This is a genomic window from Agromyces italicus DSM 16388, assembly GCF_000421545.1.
Taxonomy (GTDB): Bacteria; Actinomycetota; Actinomycetes; order Actinomycetales; family Microbacteriaceae; genus Agromyces; species Agromyces italicus.
Map to the genome: position 1 here is coordinate 511,191 of NZ_ATXF01000004.1, position 24,301 is coordinate 535,491.

The window sequence follows — 24,301 nt, forward strand, 5'->3', positions numbered from 1 at the left end:
GGCATCCGCTGCCGGGCGATACCATGGCGCCCATGGCTCGCCGCACCCGGGTGCTCGTCATCGCGATCATCGTCTCGTTCATCGCGTTCCTCGACGGAGCCGTCATCAACGTGGCGCTGCCGTCGCTCGCAGACGAGCTCGGCGGCGGTCTCGCGCTGCAGCAGTGGGCGGTCGACGCGTACCTGCTGACGCTCGGCGCGTTCATCCTGCTCGCGGGATCGCTTTCCGACTCGTTCGGGCGGGCACGCATGATCCGCATCGGGCTCTACGGCTTCGGCGTCACCTCGATCGCCTGCGCGATGGCCCCCGACGGCGTGTTCTTCGTGGTCGCCCGTGCGTTCCAGGGCGCCGCGGGCGCCCTGCTCGTCCCGAGTTCGCTCGCGCTCATCGTCGCGACGTTCCCGCTCGCCGAACAGGGCAAGGCGATCGGCCGCTGGACGGCGTGGACGACGGTCGCGTTCCTCATCGGGCCGCTCTTCGGCGGGCTGCTCGTCGACCTCGTGTCGTGGCGGCTCGTGTTCTGGATCAACCTGATCCCGATCGTCGTCGCGCTCGTGATGCTGCGGGGCATCGCGCGCGACGAGCCCGCCGCCGAGCACGCCTCCATCGACTGGATCGGCGCCGCGCTCTGCGTCGCCGGCCTCGGCGGCACGGTGTTCGCGCTCATCGAGGGCGAGCGTCTCGGCTGGGGTTCGCCGCTCGTGCTCGTGCCGCTCATCGGCGGGGTGATCGCGCTCGGGCTCTTCATCTGGTGGGAGCGCCGCACACCGCAGCCGATGCTGCCGCTCAGCCTCTTCAGGGCCCGCAACTTCGCCGCAGGCAACCTCGCCACGCTCTTCATCTACGCGGCATTCTCGCTCGGACCCTTCGCGATCACGATCTTCCTGCAGGAGTTCGGCGGGTTCAGCGCCACCGCCGCGGGTCTCGCGACCCTGCCGCCGACGATCATGCTCGTGCTCCTCGGCTCGTGGTTCGGCGGGCTCTCGACGAGGTTCGGCCCGAGGATCTTCATGACCGCGGGGCCGATCATCGTCGCCGTCGGGTACCTGCTCACGCTCGCCGTGACCGAGGAGGTCGGCTTCTGGACCGAGCTTCTTCCCGGCATCGTCGTCTCCGGCATCGGTATGGCGATCACCGTCGCCCCGCTCACCGCGGCCATCCTCGGGGCCGTCGATCCCGCCAGGGCGGGCATCGGCTCGGCCGTCAACAACGCCGTCGCACGCATCGCCGGACTCGTGGCGATCGCCTCGATCGGCGTCATCGTCGGATCGACGCTCGACGTCGACGGCTACCACCGGGCCGCGATCGCGACGGCGGCCCTCCTCGTGGTCGGGGGAGTCGTCTCCTGGCTCGGGATCCGCAACCCGCCTCAGGCGGCGCGGGTCGAGGAGCCCTCGTCGGCGTCGCCGGCGGACTGACCGGCGTCGGTGCGGTCGGCGTCGTCCTCCGCGCCCGAGGCCGACGCCGCCGCGTCGAGCGCTGCGAGGAGATCGGCCGCGAGGTCGTCGACGTGCTCGAGCCCGATCGAGAGGCGCACCACCGCGTCGCCCGGCTTCGCCGCACCGGCGACGGGGCGGTGCGTGAGCGACGCAGGATGCTGCACGAGCGAGTCGACGCCGCCGAGTGAAACGGCGTGAGTGACGAGTTCGCACGACTCGGTGAACCGCACCGCCGCGTCGAACCCGTGGGCGAATTCGAGCGCGATGATCGATCCCGGCCCCTCGAGCTGCGTGCCGACGAGGCCCTGCGGATCCTGTCCGGGCAGCCCCGGGTAGTGCACCCGGGCGATTGCCGGGTGGCCCGCAAGGCGCTCGGCGAGCTCACGAGCCGTCTCCTGCTGCGCGCGCACCCGCAGCGGCAGCGTGCGGAGCCCGCGGTGGAGGAGGTAGGCGGCCATCGGATGGAGGAGCCCGCCGGTGAGCGCCCGCACCCGGCGGAGACGCTCGACCCAGTCACGGTCGGCCGCAACGACGCCGCCCATGACGTCGCCGTGGCCGCCGAGGTACTTCGTCGCACTGTGCAGCACGAGCGTCGCACCGTGCTCGGCGGGGCGCTGCAGCACCGGGGTGGCGAAGGTGTTGTCGACGAGCAGGGGCACCTCGCCCGCGGCGTCGGCGAGCCGGCGCAGGTCGACCAGTTCCAGCGTCGGGTTCGCCGGCGTCTCGACGACGACGAGCCCGGTGTCGCGGCGGATCGCCGAGCCGACCTCGTCGATCGTCGCCCAGGTCACCTCGGTACCGAGCAGACCGCTCTCGAGCACGTGGTCGGTACCGCCGTAGAGCGGGCGCACCGCGACGATGTGCGGTTTGCCCGCCGAGGCCGTGGCGATGAGCACCGCGGTGAGCGCGGCCATGCCGCTGCCGAAGGCGACGGCGCCGTCGGTGCCCTCGAGGCCGGCGAGCGACTCCTCGAAGCGTGCGACGCCCGGCTGCCAGAGGCGCTGGTATACCGCCGAACGATCCTCGCCGAGGTCGTGACCGGTGGCGAGCTCCTCGTAGGAGAGCCCACCGGCCTCGACCGAGCCGAGTGGATTCGTGGTCGAGAAATCGATGACGGGAACGTGGGATCCGCTCTCCCGGACTCCGCTCATTCCGCCGTGGACGGCGCGGGTCTCGAGGTGCGACGACGATGTCTGCATGGCTCGCACTGAAGCAGATTCTGTCGAATCTCTCAACTCAGCCTGCACGATCATTGCGATAGTCTGGATGTCTCGCAGAATCTGCAGAACCGATCCGCTTGGAGTCCACGCATGGCGCAGAAACCAGAACTCGACCGCGTCGACCGGGCACTCCTCCAGGCGCTCTCGACGAACGCCAGGGCCTCGGGCGCGGCGCTCGCAGCCGAGGTGGGCGTCGCCGAGTCGACGGTCTCGCTTCGACTCCGTCGCCTGCAGTCGCTCGGCACCGTGCGCGGCTACCGGGTCGAGGTCGACCTCGCCTCCCTCGGGGTTTCGCTCCAGGCGCTCATCGCCGTGCGGCTCGTGAAGCACGATCGCAGCGAGATCGACGCGTTCCGCGCGCAGGTGCCGCACCTGCCGGGCGTGCTCGGCGTGTTCCACATGGCCGGCGCCGAAGACTACCTGCTGCACGTCGCCGCGAGAGACGCCGAAGAGCTGCGCGAGTTCGTGCTCTCGCACCTCACCGGGCACCCCGCGGTCGCCCACACCGAGACGAACCTCATCTTCGAGCACGTCGACGGCGACGGCTGGAACAAGCTCGTCGGCTGAGCCTGCTGGGCTGCTCCGCTGCCGCCACGGCCTCGGCGATCACCACGATCTCGGATCCTTGGGGCCGACCGCACCGAACCGGTGGCGATCTCCGAGATCGTGGCGGCGAGGCATCCGCCCATGCGAGCGGTTCGGCGCTCCGAAATGCTGTCAATCCGGGCGAAACAGCCGTCCGGTGCGGCGGCGCCCGATAGCGTGAACGTCGGCCGTGACCGCGGCCGCGCACTGGCGCGGGTACCCGGCGGCCCCATCCGACAGTGCGCCCGCGACGCGGGAAGAGAGAGCACATGACCGACGAGCAGCCCCAGGGCACCCCCGCCGACCGTGATCGCTGGCGCCGCTACCTCGCCGCCGAGCGCGCAGAGGCCGCCGTCTACCGCGAACTCGCCGCCCGCCGCGAGGGCGAGGAGCGTGACATCCTGCTCGCCCTCGCCGCGGCCGAGGGCCGGCACGAGGCGCACTGGCTGCGCCTGCTCGACGGCGACGACGGCGGCGTACCCCGCGCCGACCTCCGTACCCGCATGCTGGCTTCCCTCGCCCGGCGATTCGGCTCGATCTTCGTGCTCGCCCTCGCCCAGCGAGCCGAGGCACGGTCGCCCTACGCGAGCGACCCGCACGCGACCCCGGCGATGGCGGCCGACGAGCGCATCCACGGCGAGGTGGTCCGCGGGCTCGCCGCCCGCGGACGCCGCAGCCTCGCAGGAACCTTCCGTGCGGCCGTGTTCGGTGCGAACGACGGCCTCGTCTCGAACCTCGCGCTCGTGCTCGGCATCGGCGCAACCGGCGTCGCCCCCGGCGTCGTGCTCTTCACCGGGATCGCCGGCCTCCTCGCCGGCGCGCTCTCGATGGGCGCGGGCGAGTACGTCTCGGTGCGCTCGCAGCGGGAGCTGCTGGAGGCCTCCGCCCCCGATCCGACCGCCCGCGAGGCGCTGCCGCATCTCGATGTCGACGCCAACGAGCTCGCCCTCGTCTACCGGGCGCGCGGCATGGAGGCGCAGGAGGCCGTCGAGCACGCCGCGCTCGTCGTCGCACGCGTGCAGGCGGCCGAGCAGGTGCACGCGCCGACCGACGCGCTCGCGGTGACCGAGCACGACGATGAGGCGGTCGGCACGGGCATGTCCGCGGCGATCTCGAGCTTCCTCTTCTTCGCCTCGGGCGCGCTCATCCCGGTGCTGCCCTACCTCTTCGGCATGACCGGGCTCGCCGCGATCATCACGGCGACGGTGCTCGTGAGCATCGCGCTCCTCCTGACCGGTGCGACCGTGGGTCTCCTCTCGGGCGCATCGCCGCTCAAGCGAGCGTTCCGCCAGCTCGCGATCGGCCTCGGCGCCGCGGCCGTCACCTACCTGCTCGGACTCGCGTTCGGCACGAGCCTCGCCTGACCGAGGGCGAGCACGAGCAGCCCGTAACCCGTCAGGCCGCCGATCGCGTTCGCGATCATGTCTGTCGAGTCGGTGCTGCCGACGGCGAGCGCATATTGCAGCGCTTCGAGCGCGGCGCTGCTGCTCTCGGTCGTCTGGCTGTTCCTCCTGCGATACGTGCCCGCCGAGGCGATGTCGACGGTCGGCGGCTTCGAGCCGGGGCGCGACGACCTCATCCGCGCCTTCGTTCCGGCGGTCGCCTGGGCGCTGCTCTTCCTTCTCGTGTTCGGGCTGGCCGGGGGCTGGTTCCTCGCCGGCCGGATGCTGGCGCCCCTGCAGGGCATCACGACGGCCACGCGCAGGGCGGCCACCGGCTCGCTCTCGCACCGTATCGAGCTGGAGGGTCGTCGTGACGAGTTCCGGGAGCTCGCCGACAGCTTCGATGCGATGCTCGCGCAGCTCGAGGCCCACCTCGACGAGCAGCGCCGGTTCGCGGCGAACGCCTCGCACGAACTGCGCACGCCGCTCGCGATCTCCCAGACGCTCCTGGAGGTCGCCCGCGACGACCCGCGACGCGACACCGCGGCCCTCATCGAAGGCCTCCAGATGGTCAACGCGCGGGCAATCGACCTGACCGAGGCGCTGCTGCTGCTCAGCCGGGCTGACCAGCAGTCGTTCGCCCGCGAAGCCGTCGACCTCTCGCTGTTCGCCGAGCAGGCGGCGGAGACGCTGCTGCCGCTCGCCGAGCAGCGGGGCATCGCGCTCGACGCCTCCGGCGAGGTCGCCATCGCCCTCGGCTCGCCGACGCTCCTGCTGCAGCTGACGACGAACCTCGTGCACAACGCGATCGTGCACAACGCGCCCGATGGCGGGATCGTGCGGATCACGACGGGCGCACGACCGGGTGCGGCCGTGCTCGTCGTCGAGAACACCGGCGAGCGGCTCGACCCCGCGCTCGTCTCGACGCTCACCGAACCGTTCCGCCGCGGCGGAGGACGCATCACGACAGATCGGAGCGGCGTCGGTCTCGGGCTCGCTATCGTGAAGAGCATCGTTCGGGCGCACGGCGGCTTCCTCGACCTCGCGGGTCGCGACGGTGGAGGCTTGCGCGTCGTCGTGACGCTGCCCGCCGCACCCTGACTCGGCTCCCACCGAGTCCTCACACCTCCAGGAGCACCATGACCCGCCCCGTCGCCCTGATCACCGGCGCAGGCCGTCGCAACACGATCGCCTGGGCGATCGCGACCGCCCTCGCCGTCGACGGCTGGGACATCGCATTCAGCCACCTCGGCGACTACGACCGACGGATGCCGCTCGGTGGCGACCCCGATCGCGACCCCGCGGCGCTCGGAGCCGAACTGCGCTCGCTCGGTGCGCGCGCGATCGCGCTCGACGCCGATCTCGCCGATCCCGAGGCGCCGGCGCGTCTCATCGCCGCCGCTTCCGAGCTCGGCCCCGTCCGAGCCCTCGTGCTCTCGCACGCGCAGAGCGTCGACTCCGGCATCCTCGACACCTCGATCGAGAGCTTCGATCGTCATTTCGCCGTGAACGCGCGCGCCGCGCTGCTCCTGGTGCAGGCCTTCGCCGCGCAACTGCCGTCGGGCTCCGACGACGGTTTCGCCGTCGACGACGAGGCCGTGCCCGGCGGGCGCATCGTCGCACTCACGAGCGACCACGTCGTCGGCAACGTGCCCTACGGCGCCTCGAAGGGGGCCCTCGATCGCATCGTGATCGCCGCATCGCGCGAGCTCGCCCCGCTCGGCATCACCGCGAACCTCGTGAACCCCGGTCCGGTCGACACCGGCTGGATGGACGCGGCCACCCGCACCGCCCTCACCGCGCAGCAGCCCACGGGCCGGCTCGGCGCCCCTGACGACGCGGCGAGGCTGGTGCGCTTCCTCGTGTCCGACGAGGCACGCTGGGTGACCGGTCAGCTCATCCACAGCGATGGCGGCTTCTCGATCTGAGCCGGCTCCGGGTCGGCTCCGCGCGTGACGGCTCGTTGCGCGCGACGGCTCAGGCCGGCGTCGTCACGAAGTCGATGAGCTCCTCGACCCGCCCGAGCAGGGCCGGCTCGAGGTCGCCGTAGCCGCGGACCTGTCCGAGGATGCGCTGCCAGGCGCGGGCGATGTCGGCCTGGTCGTCGTGCGGCCAGCCGAAGGCCTCGCAGATGCCGTGCTTCCACTCGGTACCGCGCGGGATCGTCGGCCATTCGGCCTTGCCGATGCGGGCGGGTTTCACGGCCTGCCACACATCGATGTACGGATGCCCCACCACGAGCACGTGCGCGCCGTGCGGGCCGCGCGAGACGGCGTCGGCGATTCGCTGCTCCTTCGAACCCGGCACGAGGTGGTCGACGAGCACGCCGACCCTCCGGCCCGCGCCGGGACGGAACTCGGCGAGTGTCTCGGGCAGCACATCGACGCCTTCGAGGTACTCGACGACGACGCCCTCGACGCGGAGGTCGGCGCCCCAGATCTTCTCGACGAGCTCGGCGTCGTGGCGCCCCTCGACGAAGATGCGGCTCGGCAGCGCGACCTTCGCCGGCGAAGCCTCGGCGACGAACGAACCCGATGCCGTGCGCAGTCGCCCGCTCGGCGCCTTCGGCTTCGGCGCGACGAGCTGCACTGCGCGGCCGTCGACGAGGAATCCGTGACCGAGCGGGAACATCCGGTGCCTGCCGAAGCGGTCCTCGAGGGTCACCGTGCCTTTCGCGACGCCGACCACGGCACCGCAGAACCCCGACTCGGCGAGTTCGACGACGAGATCGCGTTCGGCTTCGACCGTGGGGATCACCGTGCGGCCGCGCGCCCGCCAGTCGCCCGAGAGCACATCACCGCCGTAGCGGTCGGTCGGGTCGTGGTCGTACGGAGGCGTTGCGGGCACCGATCGAGGCTATCGGAGCGGCGGGCCGATGTGTGCGCGGTGCGGCGCCGACACGGCGACATGCCGCGATCACGCCCGCACGCCCGCGCGCGCCGGCCGCGGTCATTCCGTCGCGCGGGCCGCTGCCGTCTGGCGCCGCCGAAGGGTGAGCGTCCAGAGCGCACCGGCGCCCGCGATCGCGGCCCCCACGCCGAAAGCCCACGGAATGCCGGCGACGTCGGCGACGATGCCGAGGACGATCGGTCCGATCCCCAGTCCGAGATCGATCGCCGCACTCGCCGTGCCGGATGCCACGCCGCGCTCGGCCGGCGAAGCCGTCGCGAAGATCGCGGCGAAGAACGCCGGCGTGCTGAACGCCACGCCGACGGCCGTGACTCCCGCACCGATCAGGAGCCCCGCTGGCGACGGCCAGGTCGCGACGAACACGAGGCCGATGCCGATCGTCGTCAGTGCGGCAGCGCCGAGCGCCAGCGACGGCAGTCGGTCGGGCACCTTGGCGAAGGCGATGCGGCAGGCGACCACGACGGCGCCGTAGACGAACAGTGCGAGGCTCGCATTCTCGAGCCCCACGCGGGTGGAGTGCAGTGAGGCGAAGGCGAGGAATCCGCCCATCGCCACGAGCGAGGCGAGGAACCCGAGTGCGATCGGCAGCGCGGGCCGGTGGATGAGGTGGCGCTCGGCGTCGGCCGGCGGGGCCTTCTCCCGCGTTTCTCCGACGAGGAGCGCGAGCGCGGCCGAGAGCCCGGCGAGGGCGGCGGCACCCGTCCAGGCGAGCGGATACCCCCCGTTCGCGACGAGGGCTTCGCCGAGCGGTGGCCCCAGCGCGATGCCGAGATACAGTCCGAGCGAGTTGTACGACAGCGCCTCGCCGAGACGTTCCTCGGGTGCGAGGTCGGCGAGCGCGGCGAACCCCGCGACGAAGAACGCCGCTTCCGCGACGCCCGCCAGGAGCCGCAGCGCGATGACGGTGGCGAGATCGTCGGCGACACCGAGCAGCGCCAGACTCACGGCGGCGATCATCGCCCCGCCGAGGAGCAGGGGGAGCCGCCCGATCGCGTCGGCGAGTCGGCCGGCGAGCGGACGGAGCACGAGCGCCGACAGGGCGAACACCCCGAACGCGAACCCTGCCCATGCCTCGTCGCCGCCGATCGGGCCGGTCACATACAACGGCAGCGCGAAGATGGCGACGCCGGTCGCGGTGAAGTAGCAGAGTTCTGCGATGCCGAGGGCGATGAAGGCGCGCGTGAACAGGCGTGTGGTGGACGATCGGCGGGTGCTCGCCCGCCGCCCCCTCCCTGACGCTCGTGGATCGTTGTCCTCCACGTCTTCAGGGTATTCCGGGCCGGCCTTGCGAGCCATGGTCATCGGAAGTCGCGCGACCGCGAGGGCGCGGCGACGGTGAGCGACTCGAAACGGTCGACGATGAGGTTCGTCACCCCCTCCTTCGAACGCTCGAGGATGCCGCGCACGACCATCGCGGGGGCCTCGCGGGCGATGCGCCGGTACCGGTTCCAGACGCCCACCCCGGCGATCACGTTGAGGGTGCCCGATTCGTCTTCGAGGTTCAGGAAGGTGATGCCGGAGGCCGTCGCCGGTCGCTGCCGGTGCGTCACGACCCCGCCGACCTCGACCCGCCGGCCCGATTCGACGTCGCGCAGGCGGTCGATGCGGATCGCCCCGCGCTCGTCGAGCCGCTCGCGGATGTGCCGGATCGGGTGGTCGTCGGGGGAGATGCCGGTCGACCAGAGGTCGTAGACGACCTGTTCGGCGGGCGAGAGCATCGGCAGGAGCGGCGGTTGCACCACGACGACCGAGCCCGGCAGGAACTCGGCGCGATCCTGCGCCGCCTCGCCGGCCAGCCACAGCGCCTCACGGCGGGCGAGTCCGAAGCCGTCGAAGGCGCCGGCCGCGGCGAGCGCCTCCAATTGCTCGGTGTCGAGCCCGGCCCGCCGCGAGACGTCCGCCATGTCGCGGTAGGGGCCGTGCGCCTCGCGCTCGTCGACGATGCGCTGCGCGACCTGCTCGCCGATCGCCTGCACCTCGGCGAGGCCGAGCCGCACGGCGAAGGCGGCGTCGCGCCGATGCTCGGCGGAGCGGTCGGGGGCCGTGCGGTCGAAGTCGCCGATCGGCGGCTGCTCTGCGTCGGTGCACGTGTGGAGCCCGCTCGGCGGGCGGCGACGATCGCGGGGCGACCACGTGGCATCCGCACCGCCGTCTGCGCCGGCCGCCGAGCCGCCGCTCGACGGGTCGAGCACCTCGAGCCCCGCGTGCGCACCCGAGCGCAGCACGTCGGGTCGCAGCACTCGCACCCCGTGTCGCCGCGCATCGGCGGTGAGGGTCTGCGGCGAGTAGAAGCCCATCGGCTGTGCGCGCAGCAGCGCCGCGAGGAACGCGGCGGGGTAATGCAGCTTCAGCCACGAACTCGTGTAGACGAGCAGCGCGAAAGCGAGGGCATGGCTCTCGGCGAAGCCGAAGTTCGCGAAGGCCTCGATCTTCGCGTAGATCGCCTGGGCGTCGTCGTCGGAGATGCCGTTGGCCGCCATGCCCTCGAAGAGCTTCGCGCGCAGCTTCGAGATCTTCTCGACCCCGCGCTTGGAGCCCATCGCCCGGCGCAGCAGGTCGGCGTCGGCGGCAGTGCAGCCGCCGACCGCGACCGCCATCTGCATGAGCTGCTCCTGGAAGAGCGGCACACCGAGGGTGCGTTCGAGAACCGGCTTCAGGTTCGGATGCAGGTAGCTGACGGCCTCTTCGCCGGTGCGCCGCCTGATGTACGGGTGAACCGCCCCGCCCTGCACCGGGCCTGGCCTGATGAGCGCGATCTCGACGACGAGGTCGTAGTACCGGCGCGGCTTCAACCGGGGGAGGGTGCCCATCTGCGCACGGCTCTCGACCTGGAAGACGCCGATCGAATCGGCCCGGCAGAGCATGTCGTACACGGCGGCCTCTTCTTTGGGAATCGACTGCAGTTCCCACACCTCGCCGGTGTGCTCGCGCACGAGATCGAAGGTGTACTGCAGTGCGGCGAGCATGCCGAGTCCGAGCAGGTCGAACTTCACGAGCCCCATCCAGGCGCAGTCGTCCTTGTCCCATTGGAGGACGGTGCGGTTCGGCATGCGGGCGTGCTCGATGGGGCAGACCTCGCCCACCGGGCGATCGGTGAGCACCATGCCGCCCGAGTGGATGCCGAGGTGGCGCGGGAAGCCGAGCACCTGCTCGGCGAGCCCGATCACCGGCGCGGGGATGTCGTGGTCGTCGGTCTCGACGACGGCGCCCCAGCGTTCGACCTGCCGCGACCACGCGTCTTGCTGCCCGGCGCCGTAGCCGAGCGCCTTCGCCATGTCGCGCACCGCGACCTTCGGCCGGTAGCTGATCACGTTCGCCACCTGCGCGGCGTTCTGCCTGCCGTACTTCGCGTAGACGTACTGGATGATCTCCTCCCTGCGGTCGGAGTCGAAGTCGACGTCGATGTCGGGTTCCTCGTCGCGCAGCGCCGAGAGGAAGCGCTCGAAGGGCAGATCGAACTTGATCGAGTCGACGGCGGTGATGCGCAGGGCGTAGCAGACGGCCGAGTTCGCCGCCGAGCCGCGCCCCTGGCAGAGGATGCCTCGCCGCCGGGCTTCGCTCACGAGGTCGTGCACGATCAGGAAGTAGCCGGGGAAGTCCTTCTGCTCGATCACCGCGAGCTCGTGCTCGAGCCGCGCGCGCACATGCTCGGGCACCCCCGGGTACAGCTCGGCGGCCCCCTGCCGGACGAGCTCGCGCAGCCAGCTCATCGAGGTGTGCCCCTCGGGCACCTCTTGCCTGGGCAGGCGCGGGCGGGCGCTGCGCAGCGTGAAGCCGAGTTCGCCCGCGAGCACGACCGAGTGCGGGACTGCACCCGGGTAGCGGGCGAAGCGGGCCTGCATCTCGGCGCCGCTGCGCAGGTGCATGCCGTCGGAGGCCGGCAGCCACCCATCGAGCTCGTCGAGGCTGCGCCGGGCGCGCACCGCGGCGAGGGCGTTCGCGAGCCGGTGCTCTGGCGGGGTCGCGTAGTGCACGGCGTTCGTCGCGAGGAGCGGGAGCCCAGCACGTTCGGCGAGCCCCGCGAGCACGTCGTTCGCGCGCTGGTCGGCCGGGGCGCCATGATCGAAGAGCTCGACCACCACCTGCTCGCGCCCGAAGAGCGCGATCAGGCGGTCGAGCTCGCGCCACGCGGCGTCGGCGCCGCCGTCGGCGAGGGCGCGGCGCACCGCGCCCTTGCGGCACCCGGTGGGGATGACCCATTCGCCGCCCGCGCGCTCGGCGAGCGCCTCGAGCTCGTAGACCGGACGGCCCTTCTCGCCCCCCGCGAGCTGCCCTGCGGTGATCGCTGCGGCGAGCCGGTGATAGCCCTCCTCGCGGCGGGCGAGCACGAGCAGGTGCTCGCCCTCGGGGTCGGCGGAGCCCATCTGCGGTGCGCTGAGCCCGAGTGAGAGTTCGGCGCCGAAGACGGTGGTGAGCTCGGGAAAGCTCTCGGCGGCCTCCGCGAAGCGGACGATGCCGTAGAAGCCGTCGTGATCGGTGATCGCGAGCCCGGCGAGGCCGAGCCGATGCGCCTCCTCGACGAGCTGTTCGGGCGCCGAGGCCCCGTCGAGGAAGCTGTAGTTCGAGTGCGCATGCAGCTCGGCGTAGGGCACCACCGGGCCGTCGGGGGCGGCGAGGCCCTCGCTCGGGCGGTACGGCTGGCGCTTGCGGCTGAATGCCGGCCCGTCGCCGCCGTCGGCGATGAGTTTCGACGTGCCCGGGTTCGGGCGACGCCGGTCGGAGAGCGTGCGCTCGAGCTCCGACCAGGGGATCTCGGGGTTGTTCCACCCCATCAGGGCCCACCCATCAGTCGTACCTCGCCTCGGCCCACCAGCCCTCGTCGTCGCGTACGAGCAGCCACGCGCAGCCGTCGTGGTCGACGAGCTGGAAGCGGTGCACGCGGCGGGCGCGCTCGGCGTCCCACCAGCGTTCGACCACGGGCCACGGCCCCGCCCACGCCCGCACCTGCGCGGGGGCGCCGCCGGCCACCGCGAAGCGCTCGGGCCGTGACGAGATCGCCCCGCGCTCGTCGATCGCGACAGGGTCGCCGGCAGAGTCGAGCAGGGCGACCGGATGCCGCTCGCGGAACACGCTCGCCGGTGCGAGTGCGGGCAGGCTGCCGGGCCACGGCGCCTCACGATGCTCGGGCGGGCGATCGCCCCACGGCACGAGCACCTGACGGTCGGCGAGCATACGACCGCCTCCGACCGCCGCCGTCACGACCCCCTCGTGCCCGAGCATGCTCTGCACCCGGGTCAGTGCGTGGTGCACGCGCTCGTCGGGCCCCTGACCCCAGAGCCCGGCCTCGTGGTTCGCGGTGCCGTCGACCCGCTCGGGGATCACGCGCAGCTTCGTGATCGGCGAGACGAGCCCGGTGTCGGCGGTGCCTGCGCCCTGCAACTGCCAGCGCACCCGGTCGACCACATCGGCCGGGGTGAACCAGCGCGGATGCAGCCAGCTGCGGGCGGAGTGCCCGCCCCGTTCGTCGTCGAGCTCGACCCGGATCGCCGTGCACACGAGCCGTGCCGCCCGCATGCGGTCGATGAACTCCTCGGCGCGCACCCGGAAGGCGAAGGCGAGCTGGTCGATGCGGTCGAGCGGCGGCTCGAACTCGGCGGTGATCTCGAACTCGGGCGGCGGGGTGCGCGCCGCGACCCCGGTCGCCTCGCGCCCGGCGGCCCGATCATGGCCGAAAGCCCCGGCCGCGCCGAAACGCCGGCGCACGTCGCCCGGCGGCAGCGCCGCGAACTCGCCGAGGGTGCGCACGCCGAGCCTGTTGAGCAGCGTGCGGGTGCGCTCGTCGACGACGAGACCGACGGGCAGCGGGGCGAGGAACGCGGCGGAGCCACCGGGCGCCACGATGCCCACGGGCGAGGAACGCACGGCCCGTGCCGCCTGCTCGGCCGCGAATGGGCCGTCGGCGATGCCCACCCGGGCGCCGGCCACCCCGAGCCGCTCGACGGTCTCGAGGAGCGCCTGCGCCGCGGCATCCTCACCGCCGTAGTACCTCGCCGGCCCGCGCGCCCGCATCGCGAGCGTGCCGGGCCGCACGATCTGCACCGCGGGAACGGTCTGCTCGACCTGCCGCACCACCGGTTCGAAGGCGCGCACGTCGAGCACCGGGTCGTACGGCAGCACCGTGATCGCGGGGGAGCGGTACTGCGCCTCGCGCAGCCGCAACCCTCGCACGACCCCGTCGCGGCGGGCGGCCGCCGAGCACGAGTGCACCGCGCCGCCCTCGGTGAGCGCGAGCGGCGCCGCAGGGTCGAGCCCGGCCTCGCGGGCGGCCGCGAAGACGGGCCAGTCGGGGCACCAGAGCACGATCGCGCGGGCGGGGGAGACGGCGGTCATGCCGGCCTCGCGAAGTCGGCGTGGAGCACTGGGGTGAGCCTCGGTGCGGCGGTGGGATGCCCCGTGCCCGCCCCGCCGCGGTCGTCTGCCGCGTCGTCGGCCACCGCGAACCCGAGCGCACGATCGGGCATGCGCAGCCTCGAGCGTCGCCGCTTCGCGAACCCGCCCCGGCCGGCCGCACTCACGACGACCTCGCGCTCGTCGAGCAGCCCGTGCCCCAGTTCGAGGCCGTGCCATTCGCTCAGCTCGACGCCGAGGCTCGCGTCGGCGCCCGGCCAGGCTCCGGCGGCGATGAGCGTGGTGCCGCGCTCGCGGAGGCGCGCTCCGAGCCGTGACGCCTCGGCCGGGGCGACCCGCTGGGCCGGCCGGACGGCGACGACGGGGATGACGTCGGCCAGGGCCGCCACCACCGCCAGCCACTGCCGACCGGGCTCGGGGACGAGCACGAGCCGGTCGAGGTCGATGCCGAACCGTGCGGCCGCCTCGACGCCGAACTCGGGCATGCCGACGACGGCGACCCAGCGCCCGCTCGCCGAGGGCGCCGCGAGCAGGGCCATCACAAGGGTGGTCGAGCCCTGCGCCTCGACGACGGTGCCCTCGCGCAGGCTGCCGCCCGGCAGGAGCCCCGCGAAGGCCGGGTGGGTGGGCACCGCGCGGGTCTCGAGCCGGGTGGACTGCATGCCCTGGATGCGCGCCTGCAGCTCGTCGACGCGCTCGAGGCGAGCGGTCGGGGAGCGGAGCGGAGCAGCCAGTGTCACCATCTCAGTTTCGAACAAATGTTCGAATACGGCAAGTCGGATGCACCGTGCGTCCACTCGGCGAGGATTCCCCGCAGCGACTAGCCTGAACCGGTGACGAGACACCGGAGCGGCCCTGTGGGAAGTCTGCTCCTCGTCTGTGGATCCCCGTCGTGATACTGGTGAGCGCCGTCGTGTGGTGGAATCACCTTCCGCTCGAGATCCCGACGAAATGGGGGCCGGACGGCCCGACGGAGTTCGCGCCGAGAGGGGTCTTCGCGACGCTCGTGCTCGCCGGTTGCACAGCCGCCTCGGCCGCCTCGACCGTTGGCATCGTCGGTTCGCGATCCTTCCGCTGGATTGCGATCTCCGCGGGAATCGCCGCCATGGTCGGCGGTATCTGGTTCTTCATCGCGACCGCCGGCCTCTCGCATGCGTCGCCCGACAGTGTGTCACCCTGGGCACTCGCCACACCCCTGCTCATCGGGTACGGACTTCTCCCAGCTGTCATCGCGACGAAGACACCGACGCCCCGTCCTGATGTCGGCGGGGCGGGATAGCCTGACGCCATGTGCGGACGCTTCGTCATCTCCGATACGACCCCAGACCTCGTGGCGCTCTTCGACGTCGACACGGTCGGCGAAGGGCTTCCCGAGCCGAGCTGGAACGTGCGGCCGACCGAGCAGATCCCCGTCGTCATCGAGTCGAACAAAGAGGGGCCGGTGGTGCGGCGCCTCGAGTCGGCGCGCTGGTCGCTCGTGCCCTCGTTCTCCAAAGAACTGAAGCTCAAGTACCCGACCTTCAACGCCCGGTCCGAGGGTGTGGCGACCGCCTCCGCGTTTCGCGCCTCGCTTCAGGGCAAGCGGGCACTCATCCCGGCCGACGGGTACTACGAGTGGCACACCGTCGACAAGCGCAAGACGCCGTACTTCATCCATTCCGACGAGGGCCCCATCGCCTTCGCCGGGCTCTACTCGTGGTGGCGCGACCGCACGAAGGCCGACGACGACCCGGCCCGCTGGGTGCTCACCGCGACGATCCTCACCGCCGACGCGACGGGCGGGCTCGCCGACATCCACGACCGCATCCCGGTGATGCTGCCGCCCGAGTTCTGGTCGACCTGGCTCGACCCCGAGGCGACCGGTGACCAGTCGCTCGTCGACCAGGCTGTCGCCGCGTCGCGGCCGATGGTGCCCGAGCTGCGCTTCCACGAGGTCGCCCCGCTCGGCGAGAACGGCCCCGAGCTCATCGAGCCCGTCGAGCCGAGCGAGCAGCTCTGACCGGCTCCGGGCACCGGAGCAGCTCCGACCCGGTCGCGAGAGGAAGGCCGCAACGCAAGAAGGCCGGATCAGAATCTGATCCGGCCTTCTCGACACAAGCGTGCGCGAGGGGGGACTTGAACCCCCACGCCCGTTAGGGCACTAGCACCTCAAGCTAGCGCGTCTGCCATTTCCGCCACCCGCGCTTGTGTGTCTGCCGCTGATCTCTCAGCGGCCGTAGAAGAGATTAGCACGGTTTCCGGGGCCGTTCCGACCAAACGGCGCCCCGTGCTCGCCCACCCGGGTGAAACCCCGGATGGCACGCCGAAAAGCCGGCTCCGAGCGACCTTCTCCGACGTCTGGGGCCACGGATCGGGGCCAGGCACTAGCGTGGAACGCATGGTCGAGGCATCCGAGAATTCAACGACGAACCCCGTGACGACGCCGGCGGTGACCGCGCTCGACGAGACGGCCGAGATCGCCCGCGACCTGATCCGTTTCGACACCTCGAACTACGGCTCCGGCCGGGCCAACGGCGAGCGCGAGGCCGCCGAGTACGTCGAGGCGAAGCTCGCCGCCCTCGGGCTCGCCCCGCAGCTGTTCGAACCCGAGCCTCGGCGCACGAGCGTGGTCGCGCGGGTGCCTGGGCGCAACCCCGAGAAGCCCGCCCTCGTCGTGCACGGCCACCTCGACGTCGTTCCCGCCGACGCCCGCAACTGGAGCGTCGATCCCTTCGCGGGTGAGGTCCGCGACGGCATGCTGTGGGGCCGCGGCGCGGTCGACATGAAAGACATGGACGCGATGATGCTCGCCTCCCTCGGCGACATCCTGGGTTCGGGGCGACTGCCCGAGCGCGAGCTCGTGGTCGCGTTCTTCGCCGACGAAGAGGCCGGCGGCGGTGCCGGTTCGAGCTGGCTCGTCGACCACCACCCCGAGCTCTTCGCGGGGGCGACCGAGGCGATCAGCGAGGTCGGCGGCTACTCGATCACCGTCGGCGGGCGGCGAGCGTACCTGCTCCAGACGGGGGAGAAGTCGCTGCTCTGGATCAAGCTCGTCGCCCGCGGCGTCGCCGCGCACGGATCGCGCCGCGTCCGCGACAACGCGATCACGCGCCTCGCCGAGGCCGTCTCCGTGCTCGGTCGCACCGACTGGCCGATCCGTCTCACCGACACGACGCGCGAGCTCCTCGGCGAGATCGCGGGCGTGCTCGGCGTCGACCCCGAGCAGGTCTCGCCCGATGAGCTCGCCCTCGCGACCGGCTCCGCCTCGGGGTTCATCACGGCGACGCTCCGCACGACCTCGAACCCGACGCTCCTCGAGGCGGGCTACAAGCACAACGTCATCCCCGACCGGGCCGAGGCGCTCATCGACATCCGCACCCTTCCCGGCGAGGAGGAGGCGGTGCTCGCCGAAGTGCAGGCACTCGTGGGCGACGACATCGAGATCGAGATCGTGCACCGCGACGTGGGGCTCGAGAGCTCCACCTCGGGCAGCCTCGTCGATGCGGTGAAGCGCTCGCTCGAGGCGCACGATCCGGGAGCACCGGTGTTCCCCTACCTGATGTCCGGCGGCACCGACAACAAGGCGCTCAGCCGGCTCGACATCGCCGGTTACGGCTTCGCGCCGCTGCGGCTGCCCGAAGGCTTGGACTTCCCTGCGATGTTCCACGGCGTTGACGAGCGGGTGCCGCTCGACGCACTAGTCTTCGGGAGGCAGGTCCTCCGCGACCTGCTCCTCGAGTACTGACCCGGCCCGTCATCCGGCCGAAGCAGAGATCCGCCGCGCGCGGAGACGGAAGGCACAGCACCACGTGATCGAAGCGCTCATCCTCGGATTCGTCCAGGGCCTCACCGAGTTCCTCCCGATCTCCTCGAGCGCCCACCTGCGCATCCTGGGGGAGTTCCTGCCCGGTGCACAGGATCCGGGGGCCGCGTTCACCGCCATCACGCAGCTCGGCACCGAGACCGCCGTGGTCGTGTTCTTCTGGCGCGACATCGTACGCATCATCTCGCACTGGTTCGGCTCGTTCACCGGGCGCGTGCCCCGCAACGACCCCGACGCGCGCATGGGCTGGCTCATCATCGTCGGTTCCATCCCGATCGTCGTGCTCGGCCTCCTCTTCCAGGACGCCATCGAGACGACGCTCCGCTCACTCTGGATCACGGCGACGATGCTCATCGTCTTCGGCCTCATCCTCGGCATCGCCGACTGGGTCGGCGCGAAGCGTCGCAAGCTCGACCAGCTCACGGTGCCGCACGGCGTGCTGTTCGGCTTCGCGCAGTCGCTCGCGCTCATCCCCGGCGTCTCGCGTTCGGGCGGCACGATCACCATGGGGTTGCTGCTCGGCTACGAACGCGCCGCGGCCGCCCGCTACGCGTTCCTCCTCGCGATCCCGGCCGTGTTCGGCAGCGGGCTCTTCCAGCTCGTGAAGAGCCTCGACGAGCCCTCCGTGTACGGCCCGGTCGAGACCGCGGCGGCGACGCTCGTCGCCTTCGTCGTCGGAATCCTCGTGATCGCGTTCTTCATGAGCTACATCTCGAAGCGCAGCTTCCTGCCGTTCGTGATCTACCGCATCGCGCTCGGCGGCTTCATCTTCGTCCTGCTCGGCACTGGCGCGATCCAGGCCTGAGCGGCGGTCGCCCGGCGGAGGCGTCGGCGCGCGTCAGGGGGCGCCAGGGCCACGCCCGTCGGCGCGCCCTTCGGGGCCGTCGCCACGGCGACGGAGGTAGCGCTCGAACTCCTGCGCGATCGCCTCGCCGCTCGCCTCAGGGGCGTCGACCGCGTCGCGGGCCTGCTCGAGCTGCGTGATGTAGCCGGCCATCTCCTCGTCTTCGGCGGCGAGCGCGTCGACGCCGGCCTCCCACGCCTGCGCGTCGACCTCGAGGCTGCCGCGCGGGATGGAGAGCCCGGTGAGCTCCTCGAGCTTCCCGAGGAGCGCGAGCACGGCCTTCGGCGACGGCGCATTGTGGACGTAGTGGGGAACGGACGCCCAGAGCGACACCGTCGGGATGCCCACCCGCTCAGCCTGGTCGGCGATGACGCTGAGGATGCCGACGGGCCCCTCGTACGTCGAACGCTCGACGCCGAGCGCGCCGCGCACCTCGGGGTTCTCGCTCGAGGCGAAGACGGTCAGGGGCCTGGTGTGCGGGGCATCGGCGAGCATCGCGCCGAGCAGCACGACTCCGTCGATGTCGGCGGCGAGGGCCGCGTCGACGAGCTCGGCGGCGAAGCCCTTCCAGCTCCGCGCGGGTTCTGCACCGATGAGCACATGAAGTTCGGATGCCCCGGGGCCGGTCACGGGGTCGTCGAGATCGACCCGGCCGCTGGGCCCCTGGATCGCGGCGCCCGGCCATTCGAGTCGACGCGCGCCGTCGTCGCCCGTCACGATCGTGGGGCGTGTGAACTGGTAGTCGAAGTAGATCTCGGGGTCGACCGCGGCGATCTCGACGAGCCCGAGTCGCTCACTGAGCAGCTTCGCGGCCCCGGTCGCCGCCTCACCGGCGTCGTTCCAGCCTTCGAAGGCGACGACGAGCAGCCTTCGACCTTCGAATCCGGCCGGCTGATTCACTGCTGGTGCCCCGCTTCCCGCCCCGGACGCCCGGGTTCCCCTCCACAATAGGGCGTGCCCGTAGACTTGGGGGTTGTGACCACACGCCTGCCCGCCGCCGCCCTCTGGGACATGGACGGAACCCTCGTCGACACCGAACGCTACTGGATGGCCGCCGAGGAGGAACTCGTCGAGGCCTTCGGCGGCAGCTGGAGCCATGAAGAGGCGCTCGCGCTCGTCGGCAGCGGTCTCTGGGAGTCGGCCCGGGTCTTCCAGGCGAAGGGCGTCGACCTCGACGCCGACACGATCGTGAGCCGCCTGACCGGCCGCGTCAGCGAGATGCTCGTCGAGCACGGTGTGCCCTGGCGGCCCGGCGCCCGCGAACTCCTCGAGGCGCTGCGCGAGGCATCCGTGCCCACCGCGCTCGTGACCATGTCGCTGCGCTCGATGGCCGACGAGATCATCTCGGCGATCCCGTTCACCGCGTTCGACGTGATCGTCACGGGCGACTCGGTCGAGCACGCGAAGCCGCATCCGCAGCCGTACCTCCAGGCCGCCGAGCTGCTCGGCGTCGACATCGCCCGGTGCGTCGCCTTCGAGGACTCGCCGGCCGGGCTCACCTCCGCCTTCACCGCCGGCGCGATCGCCGTCGGCATCCCGAACATCCTCGAGCTCGACGACGTGCCCTCGTCGGCCGTCTGGCCGACGCTCGAGGGCACGACCGTCGCCGACGTCGCCGCGCTCCTCGCGGCCGAGGAGGTCGCGCGATGAACGCGAGCCGTGGCGAGCAGAGCGGGCCGTTCCGCGTCGGCGACCGGGTGCAGCTCACCGGTCCCAAGGGTCGCATGCACACCATCACCCTCGAGCCGGGGCAGATGTTCCACTCGCACAAGGGCCTCATCGCGCACGACGACCTCATCGGCCTGCCCGACGGCTCGGTCGTCGCGAACCAGGTCGGCATCGAGTACCTCGCACTGCGCCCCCTGCTCAGCGACTTCGTGATGTCGATGCCCCGCGGTGCCGCCATCGTCTACCCGAAGGACGCCGCGCAGATCCTCGCGCAGGCCGACATCTTCCCGGGCGCGACCGTCGTCGAGGCCGGAGTCGGCTCGGGGGCGCTCTCGCTCTGGCTGCTCCGGGCGATCGGCACGAGCGGGCGCCTCCACTCCTTCGAACGACGCGGCGACTTCGCGGAGGTCGCCCGAGGCAACGTCGCGACCTTCCACGGCGCCGTGCCCGAGAACTGGTCGATCGACCTCGGCGACCTCGCCGAGGTGCTGCCCGAGGCGGTCGAGCGCGGCAGCGTCGACCGGGTCGTGCTCGACATGCTCGCTCCGTGGGAGTGCCTCGACGCCGTGTCGGCCGCACTGAAACCGGGCGGTGTGCTGCTCTGCTACATCGCGACCGCCACCCAGCTCTCGCGCGTCGCCGAGGCGATCCGGGCCACGGGGGAGTACACCGAGCCCCAGTCCTCCGAGACGATGGTGCGCGGCTGGCACGTGCAGGGCCTCGCCGTTCGCCCCGATCACCGCATGATCGCCCACACCGGGTTCCTCATCACGGCCCGCCGCCTCGCGCCCGACACGGTGCTGCCCGAGCTCAAGCGCCGGCCGTCGAAGACCGAGTTCAGCGACGAGGACGTCGAGGCGTGGACGCCCGGCGCACTCGGCGAACGGCAGGTCAGCGACAAGAGCCTCCGCAAGCGCGTCCGCGCCGCGGGGGCCGCCGCGCGGAAGTCCGGTTCCACAGGCCCCGCCGACCAGGCCGATCCAGCCCAGCCGGACGGGTAGGCTTTCAACGCCCCTCCGCGACCCATCGAAGAATCGAGGATCAGTGCGCTCGTCATTCGCGCTCATCGCCACGGCCGGCCTCGTCGCCGTCGCCCTCTCCGGCTGCACCGCTCCGGCACCTGCACCTGAAGCCGCCACGGGCGCCTCGTCCGAACTGGTCGACGCGACCGGTGAGTTCGGCTCGGCGCCGAAGGTCGACTTCCCGACGCCGCTCGTGCCGAGCGAGACCGAGTGCACCGAGATCATCGAGGGCGAGGGGCCGCTGCTCACCGAGGGGCAGATGGCCCTCATCGGTCTCGCTGTCTACAACGGCGCCACCGGTGACGAGGTGCAGGTCACGGGCTTCGGCGACGAAGACGCGGTGCCGCTCACCGTCTCCGACACGACACTGCCCGGCCTGAAGAAGGGCCTCACCTGCGCCCGCGAGGGTTCCCGTGTCGCGGTCGTCGTTCCCGAGAAAGACGGCTTCGGGCCGAACGGCAACCAGTCGATCGGCATCGCCCCCGGCGACAGCCTCGTGATGGTCCTCGACGTGCAACGCGCATTCCCCTCGCGCGCCGACGGTGCCGTGCGGCTCAGCCGCGACGGGTTCCCGGCTGTCGTGCTCGCGCCCGACGGGCGACCCGGCATCACGGTGCCGAAGAACGACCCGCCCGAGCAGACCGAGGTCGAGGTGCTGAAGCGCGGGTCCGGTGAAGTCGTCGAGTCCGGCGACACGGTGGTCGTGCAGTACACGGGGGTCCTCTGGGACGACAACAGCGTGTTCGACTCCAGCTGGGAGAACGGCAGCCCCGTGACCTTCACGGTCGCCGAGGGTGAGGGCTCGCAGGTGATCCCCGGATTCTCGAAGGCCATCATCGGCCAGACCGTCGGCTCGCAGGTCGGGGTCATCGTGTCGCCCGAAGACGGCTACGGCGAGCAGGGGAGCGAGAAGATCCCCGCGGGCTCGACCCTCTTCTTCGTCGTCGACATCCTGGGCGTGCTCTGATCGCGGCTGCACGTCCGGTCGACGCGAGCGGTTCAGTATGATCGCTCGTGTGACCGGGGGAGAGCGCAGGGGCGAGGTGAAGGTGCCGGTCGAAGACCGACTGTTCAGCCTGGTGCTGGCGCTGCTCGCGACCGAGACGGGTCTGCTGAAGTCCGAGATCCTCTCGTCGGTGCGCGGCTACGCCGAGCGCTTCGACTCATCGGGGGCGAACGCGAACCTCGAGCGGCAGTTCGAGCGCGACAAAGACGACATCCGTGAGCTCGGCATCCCGCTCGAGACGGTGGAGTCGCCCGATCGTCCGGGCGACAACCAGGCGCTGCGCTACCGCATCCCGAAGGGGCAGTACGAGCTTCCCGACGAGGTGCGGTTCACGCCCGACGAGCTCGCACTCCTCGGCCTCGCGGCCGAGGTGTGGCGCGAGGCATCCCTGTCGGCCGATTCGCAGCGCGCCCTCACGAAGCTGCGCTCGCTCGGGATCGAGCCGCACGAACCGGTCATCGGCTACGCGCCGCGCCTTCGGGTGCGCGATGCGGCGTTCGAGCCGTTGCGTCAGGCGCTCGATCGCCGACAGGCGGTGCGGTTCCGCTATTTCAAGCCCGGTGAGCAGGCGCCGCGTCAGCGCACGGCGAACCCGCTCGCGGTCGTGCTGCACGAGGGCCGTTGGCATCTGCACGCCTTCGACCTCGACGCGCAGGAGCCCCGCACCTTCCTCCTCTCGCGCATCGTCGGCGAGGTGAGCGCGGTGCCCGGTTCGAGCTTCGAGGCCCCGCCGCCGGGTATCCAGGATCAGGTGATCGCCGACCTCAATGCCTTGCGTCTCGCGAACGCCGCCGATCTCGCGGTGACCGCGGGCAGCGATGCCGAGGTGCGACTCGGCAAGCGCGCTGCGCTGCGCGACGAGGACGCGGGCGTGATCAGGCTGCATTACACCGACGCGGCGATCTTCGCCGATGAGCTCGCGGCCTACGGGCCCGAGGTCCGGGTGCTCTCGCCGAGCTCGCTCCGCGATGCCGTGCGGTCACGGCTCCAGTCGGTGGCCGAGGCCCATCGCGAAGGAGGCGCCCGATGAGCGCGAAGCGCGCGCGTCCGCTGAAGGCGCCCGACAAGCTCGTGTTCCTGCTCTCGTTCGTGCCGTACCTGCTCGAGCAGCAGGTCGTCGACGTCGACGAGGCGGCCGCACATTTCGGCATCGGCGAAGAGGAGATCCGCGACGCGGTGCGGCTGATCGCGACCTCAGGGCTGCCCGGCGCGACCGGCACCTACCAGCCGAACGACCTGTTCGACATCGACTGGGACAGCTTCGAAGACGACGATGTCATCGTCATCGTGCATCACGTCGCGATCGACGACGCGCCGAGACTCTCCGCACGCGAGGCGTCCGCCCTCATCGCGGGGCTCCAGTACCTCTCGGCGCTGCCCGAGAACGCCGGGAGCGCCTCGCTCGCCGCGCTCATGCAGAAGCTCACCGCCGGGGCGTCCGCCACGCCGAGTCGCCTCGCCGTCGCCGAGTCCGAGGCCGACGCCTCGCTCGCGCGAATCCGCGAGGCCGTCGCGGGAGGCCGCCAACTCGAGTTCGACTACCGCAATGCGCTCGGCATCGCGGGGCGACGCCGGGTCGATCCGTTGCGCATCCTCTCCCAGGACGCCGACTGGTACCTCCAGGCCTACTGCCACACCCGCGACGACGTGCGCAACTTCCGCGTCGACCGCATGAGCGAACTCGTCGTCTCCGAGGTGCCGATCGACGAGCACCCGGAACGCGAGGTTCCCGACACGCTGTTCCAGACCTCAGATTCGGACTTCGACGTCGTCGTGGATGTCGCGCCAGAGGCGCTGCCGCTCCTCGCCGACTACCTCGCCGATGCGAGAACCGTCGAGGTCGATAGTCGTCTGCGCGTGACCCTGCGTCTCGCGCACGTGCACGGCCTCAAGCGGCTCGTGGCCGGACTGCCCGGCCTCGTGACCGTCGTCGGACCAGCCGAGGCGCGCGCCGCAGTGGCCGGATGGGCCGACGCGGGCCTTGCGGGCTACGCCGACGCGGAGGCATCCGACCGCCTCGATTGAGCCTCCGCGCCGACCTTTCGATGCGTCGCGGGCATCCGTCCACAGGAGTG

The 24,301-nt window shown here is 71.7% G+C and carries 21 protein-coding genes and 1 tRNA gene; 14 read left to right on the forward strand and 8 right to left on the reverse strand.

What is annotated here, in order from left to right:
* Window positions 1-32 precede the first annotated feature (32 nt).
* Window positions 33-1,418, forward strand: a complete 1,386-nt coding sequence (locus H516_RS0102810) for an MFS transporter (protein ID WP_022888208.1) — start codon at window positions 33-35, stop codon at window positions 1,416-1,418.
* Here the strand turns inward: H516_RS0102810 and H516_RS17945 are convergent.
* A complete protein-coding gene (locus tag H516_RS17945) occupies window positions 1,370-2,638 on the reverse strand; it encodes a trans-sulfuration enzyme family protein (protein WP_022888209.1) in 1,269 nt (422 codons plus the stop codon). The genes H516_RS0102810 and H516_RS17945 overlap by 49 nt on opposite strands.
* A gap of 111 nt (window positions 2,639-2,749) precedes the next feature.
* Between H516_RS17945 and H516_RS0102820 the strand changes: the two genes are divergently transcribed.
* The 4 genes from H516_RS0102820 (at window position 2,750) to H516_RS0102840 (ending at window position 6,554) form a co-directional block, all read left to right on the forward strand.
* The gene (locus tag H516_RS0102820; protein WP_022888210.1) at window positions 2,750-3,226 is read left to right on the forward strand and encodes an Lrp/AsnC family transcriptional regulator; all 477 of its coding nucleotides are present in this window, start codon (window positions 2,750-2,752) and stop codon (window positions 3,224-3,226) included.
* Window positions 3,227-3,513: 287 nt separating this feature from the next.
* Window positions 3,514-4,608 carry a VIT1/CCC1 transporter family protein gene (locus H516_RS0102825; protein ID WP_022888211.1) on the forward strand — a complete coding sequence of 365 codons (1,095 nt, stop codon included), beginning with the start codon at window positions 3,514-3,516 and terminating at the stop codon, window positions 4,606-4,608.
* 57 nt (window positions 4,609-4,665) lie between these two features.
* The gene (locus H516_RS0102835) at window positions 4,666-5,727 is read left to right on the forward strand and encodes a sensor histidine kinase (protein ID WP_022888213.1); all 1,062 of its coding nucleotides are present in this window, start codon (window positions 4,666-4,668) and stop codon (window positions 5,725-5,727) included.
* A gap of 38 nt (window positions 5,728-5,765) precedes the next feature.
* Window positions 5,766-6,554: an SDR family oxidoreductase gene (locus H516_RS0102840; protein WP_022888214.1), complete on the forward strand. Its 789-nt coding sequence runs from the start codon at window positions 5,766-5,768 to the stop codon at window positions 6,552-6,554.
* A gap of 49 nt (window positions 6,555-6,603) precedes the next feature.
* Here H516_RS0102840 and H516_RS0102845 read toward each other — a convergent pair whose 3' ends face one another.
* The 5 genes from H516_RS0102845 to H516_RS17950 form a co-directional block, all read right to left on the reverse strand.
* A complete protein-coding gene (locus tag H516_RS0102845; protein WP_022888215.1) occupies window positions 6,604-7,473 on the reverse strand; it encodes a DUF3097 domain-containing protein in 870 nt (289 codons plus the stop codon).
* A 102-nt stretch (window positions 7,474-7,575) separates the two neighbouring features.
* The gene (locus H516_RS0102850) at window positions 7,576-8,796 is read right to left on the reverse strand and encodes an MFS transporter (protein ID WP_022888216.1); all 1,221 of its coding nucleotides are present in this window, start codon (window positions 8,794-8,796) and stop codon (window positions 7,576-7,578) included.
* A 38-nt stretch (window positions 8,797-8,834) separates the two neighbouring features.
* Entirely contained in the window at window positions 8,835-12,308 is a 3,474-nt protein-coding gene (locus H516_RS0102855) for an error-prone DNA polymerase (RefSeq protein WP_022888217.1), read from the reverse strand.
* Window positions 12,309-12,321: 13 nt separating this feature from the next.
* On the reverse strand, window positions 12,322-13,866 hold the full coding sequence (locus tag H516_RS0102860; RefSeq protein WP_022888218.1) for a DNA polymerase Y family protein: 1,545 nt from the start codon (window positions 13,864-13,866) through the stop codon (window positions 12,322-12,324).
* Window positions 13,863-14,624, reverse strand: a complete 762-nt coding sequence (locus H516_RS17950) for a hypothetical protein (protein ID WP_211217058.1) — start codon at window positions 14,622-14,624, stop codon at window positions 13,863-13,865. Before H516_RS17950 ends, H516_RS0102860 begins: the two co-directional genes overlap by 4 nt.
* A 152-nt stretch (window positions 14,625-14,776) precedes the next feature.
* On the opposite strand from H516_RS17950, the gene H516_RS0102870 reads away from it, so the two are divergent.
* A complete protein-coding gene (locus H516_RS0102870) occupies window positions 14,777-15,163 on the forward strand; it encodes a hypothetical protein (RefSeq protein ID WP_157432121.1) in 387 nt (128 codons plus the stop codon).
* Between the two features lie 9 nt (window positions 15,164-15,172).
* On the forward strand, window positions 15,173-15,883 hold the full coding sequence (locus H516_RS0102875) for an SOS response-associated peptidase (protein WP_022888221.1): 711 nt from the start codon (window positions 15,173-15,175) through the stop codon (window positions 15,881-15,883).
* A gap of 101 nt (window positions 15,884-15,984) precedes the next feature.
* Here the strand turns inward: H516_RS0102875 and H516_RS0102880 are convergent.
* Window positions 15,985-16,068, reverse strand: a tRNA-Leu gene (locus H516_RS0102880).
* Between the two features lie 193 nt (window positions 16,069-16,261).
* Here H516_RS0102880 and H516_RS0102885 point away from each other — a divergent pair.
* Both H516_RS0102885 and H516_RS0102890 read left to right on the forward strand, forming a co-directional pair.
* Entirely contained in the window at window positions 16,262-17,608 is a 1,347-nt protein-coding gene (locus tag H516_RS0102885) for a M20/M25/M40 family metallo-hydrolase (protein WP_051138660.1), read from the forward strand.
* Window positions 17,609-17,672: 64 nt separating this feature from the next.
* Window positions 17,673-18,491: an undecaprenyl-diphosphate phosphatase gene (locus tag H516_RS0102890; protein WP_022888223.1), complete on the forward strand. Its 819-nt coding sequence runs from the start codon at window positions 17,673-17,675 to the stop codon at window positions 18,489-18,491.
* Window positions 18,492-18,524: 33 nt separating this feature from the next.
* Here the strand turns inward: H516_RS0102890 and H516_RS0102895 are convergent, their stop codons facing one another.
* Window positions 18,525-19,430, reverse strand: a complete 906-nt coding sequence (locus H516_RS0102895) for a proteasome assembly chaperone family protein (RefSeq protein WP_022888224.1) — start codon at window positions 19,428-19,430, stop codon at window positions 18,525-18,527.
* 75 nt (window positions 19,431-19,505) lie between these two features.
* On the opposite strand from H516_RS0102895, the gene H516_RS0102900 reads away from it, so the two are divergent.
* The 5 genes from H516_RS0102900 to H516_RS0102920 are packed head-to-tail and all read left to right on the forward strand — an operon-like array spanning window position 19,506 to window position 24,251.
* The gene (locus tag H516_RS0102900) at window positions 19,506-20,180 is read left to right on the forward strand and encodes an HAD family hydrolase (protein WP_026378342.1); all 675 of its coding nucleotides are present in this window, start codon (window positions 19,506-19,508) and stop codon (window positions 20,178-20,180) included.
* On the forward strand, window positions 20,177-21,199 hold the full coding sequence (locus H516_RS17955; protein WP_022888226.1) for a tRNA (adenine-N1)-methyltransferase: 1,023 nt from the start codon (window positions 20,177-20,179) through the stop codon (window positions 21,197-21,199). Before H516_RS0102900 ends, H516_RS17955 begins: the two co-directional genes overlap by 4 nt.
* A gap of 43 nt (window positions 21,200-21,242) precedes the next feature.
* Window positions 21,243-22,187: an FKBP-type peptidyl-prolyl cis-trans isomerase gene (locus H516_RS0102910; RefSeq protein WP_022888227.1), complete on the forward strand. Its 945-nt coding sequence runs from the start codon at window positions 21,243-21,245 to the stop codon at window positions 22,185-22,187.
* A 49-nt stretch (window positions 22,188-22,236) separates the two neighbouring features.
* Window positions 22,237-23,256, forward strand: a complete 1,020-nt coding sequence (locus H516_RS0102915; protein ID WP_026378343.1) for a helix-turn-helix transcriptional regulator — start codon at window positions 22,237-22,239, stop codon at window positions 23,254-23,256.
* A complete protein-coding gene (locus H516_RS0102920; protein ID WP_022888229.1) occupies window positions 23,253-24,251 on the forward strand; it encodes a helix-turn-helix transcriptional regulator in 999 nt (332 codons plus the stop codon). The genes H516_RS0102915 and H516_RS0102920 overlap by 4 nt, the downstream gene beginning before the upstream one ends.
* Window positions 24,252-24,301 lie beyond the last annotated feature (50 nt).

Bases quoted from the DNA above. Each gene is read 5' to 3' on its own strand.
- H516_RS0102810 (WP_022888208.1), top strand. From the start codon at position 33: ATGGCTCGCCGCACCCGGGTGCTCGTCATCGCGATCATCGTCTCGTTC.
- H516_RS17945 (WP_022888209.1), bottom strand. From the start codon at position 2,638: ATGCAGACATCGTCGTCGCACCTCGAGACCCGCGCCGTCCACGGCGGA.
- H516_RS0102820 (WP_022888210.1), top strand. From the start codon at position 2,750: ATGGCGCAGAAACCAGAACTCGACCGCGTCGACCGGGCACTCCTCCAG.
- H516_RS0102825 (WP_022888211.1), top strand. From the start codon at position 3,514: ATGACCGACGAGCAGCCCCAGGGCACCCCCGCCGACCGTGATCGCTGG.
- H516_RS0102835 (WP_022888213.1), top strand. From the start codon at position 4,666: ATGTCTGTCGAGTCGGTGCTGCCGACGGCGAGCGCATATTGCAGCGCT.
- H516_RS0102840 (WP_022888214.1), top strand. From the start codon at position 5,766: ATGACCCGCCCCGTCGCCCTGATCACCGGCGCAGGCCGTCGCAACACG.
- H516_RS0102855 (WP_022888217.1), bottom strand. From the start codon at position 12,308: ATGGGGTGGAACAACCCCGAGATCCCCTGGTCGGAGCTCGAGCGCACG.
- H516_RS0102860 (WP_022888218.1), bottom strand. From the start codon at position 13,866: ATGACCGCCGTCTCCCCCGCCCGCGCGATCGTGCTCTGGTGCCCCGAC.
- H516_RS0102875 (WP_022888221.1), top strand. From the start codon at position 15,173: ATGTGCGGACGCTTCGTCATCTCCGATACGACCCCAGACCTCGTGGCG.
- H516_RS0102885 (WP_051138660.1), top strand. From the start codon at position 16,262: ATGGTCGAGGCATCCGAGAATTCAACGACGAACCCCGTGACGACGCCG.
- H516_RS17955 (WP_022888226.1), top strand. From the start codon at position 20,177: ATGAACGCGAGCCGTGGCGAGCAGAGCGGGCCGTTCCGCGTCGGCGAC.
- H516_RS0102920 (WP_022888229.1), top strand. From the start codon at position 23,253: ATGAGCGCGAAGCGCGCGCGTCCGCTGAAGGCGCCCGACAAGCTCGTG.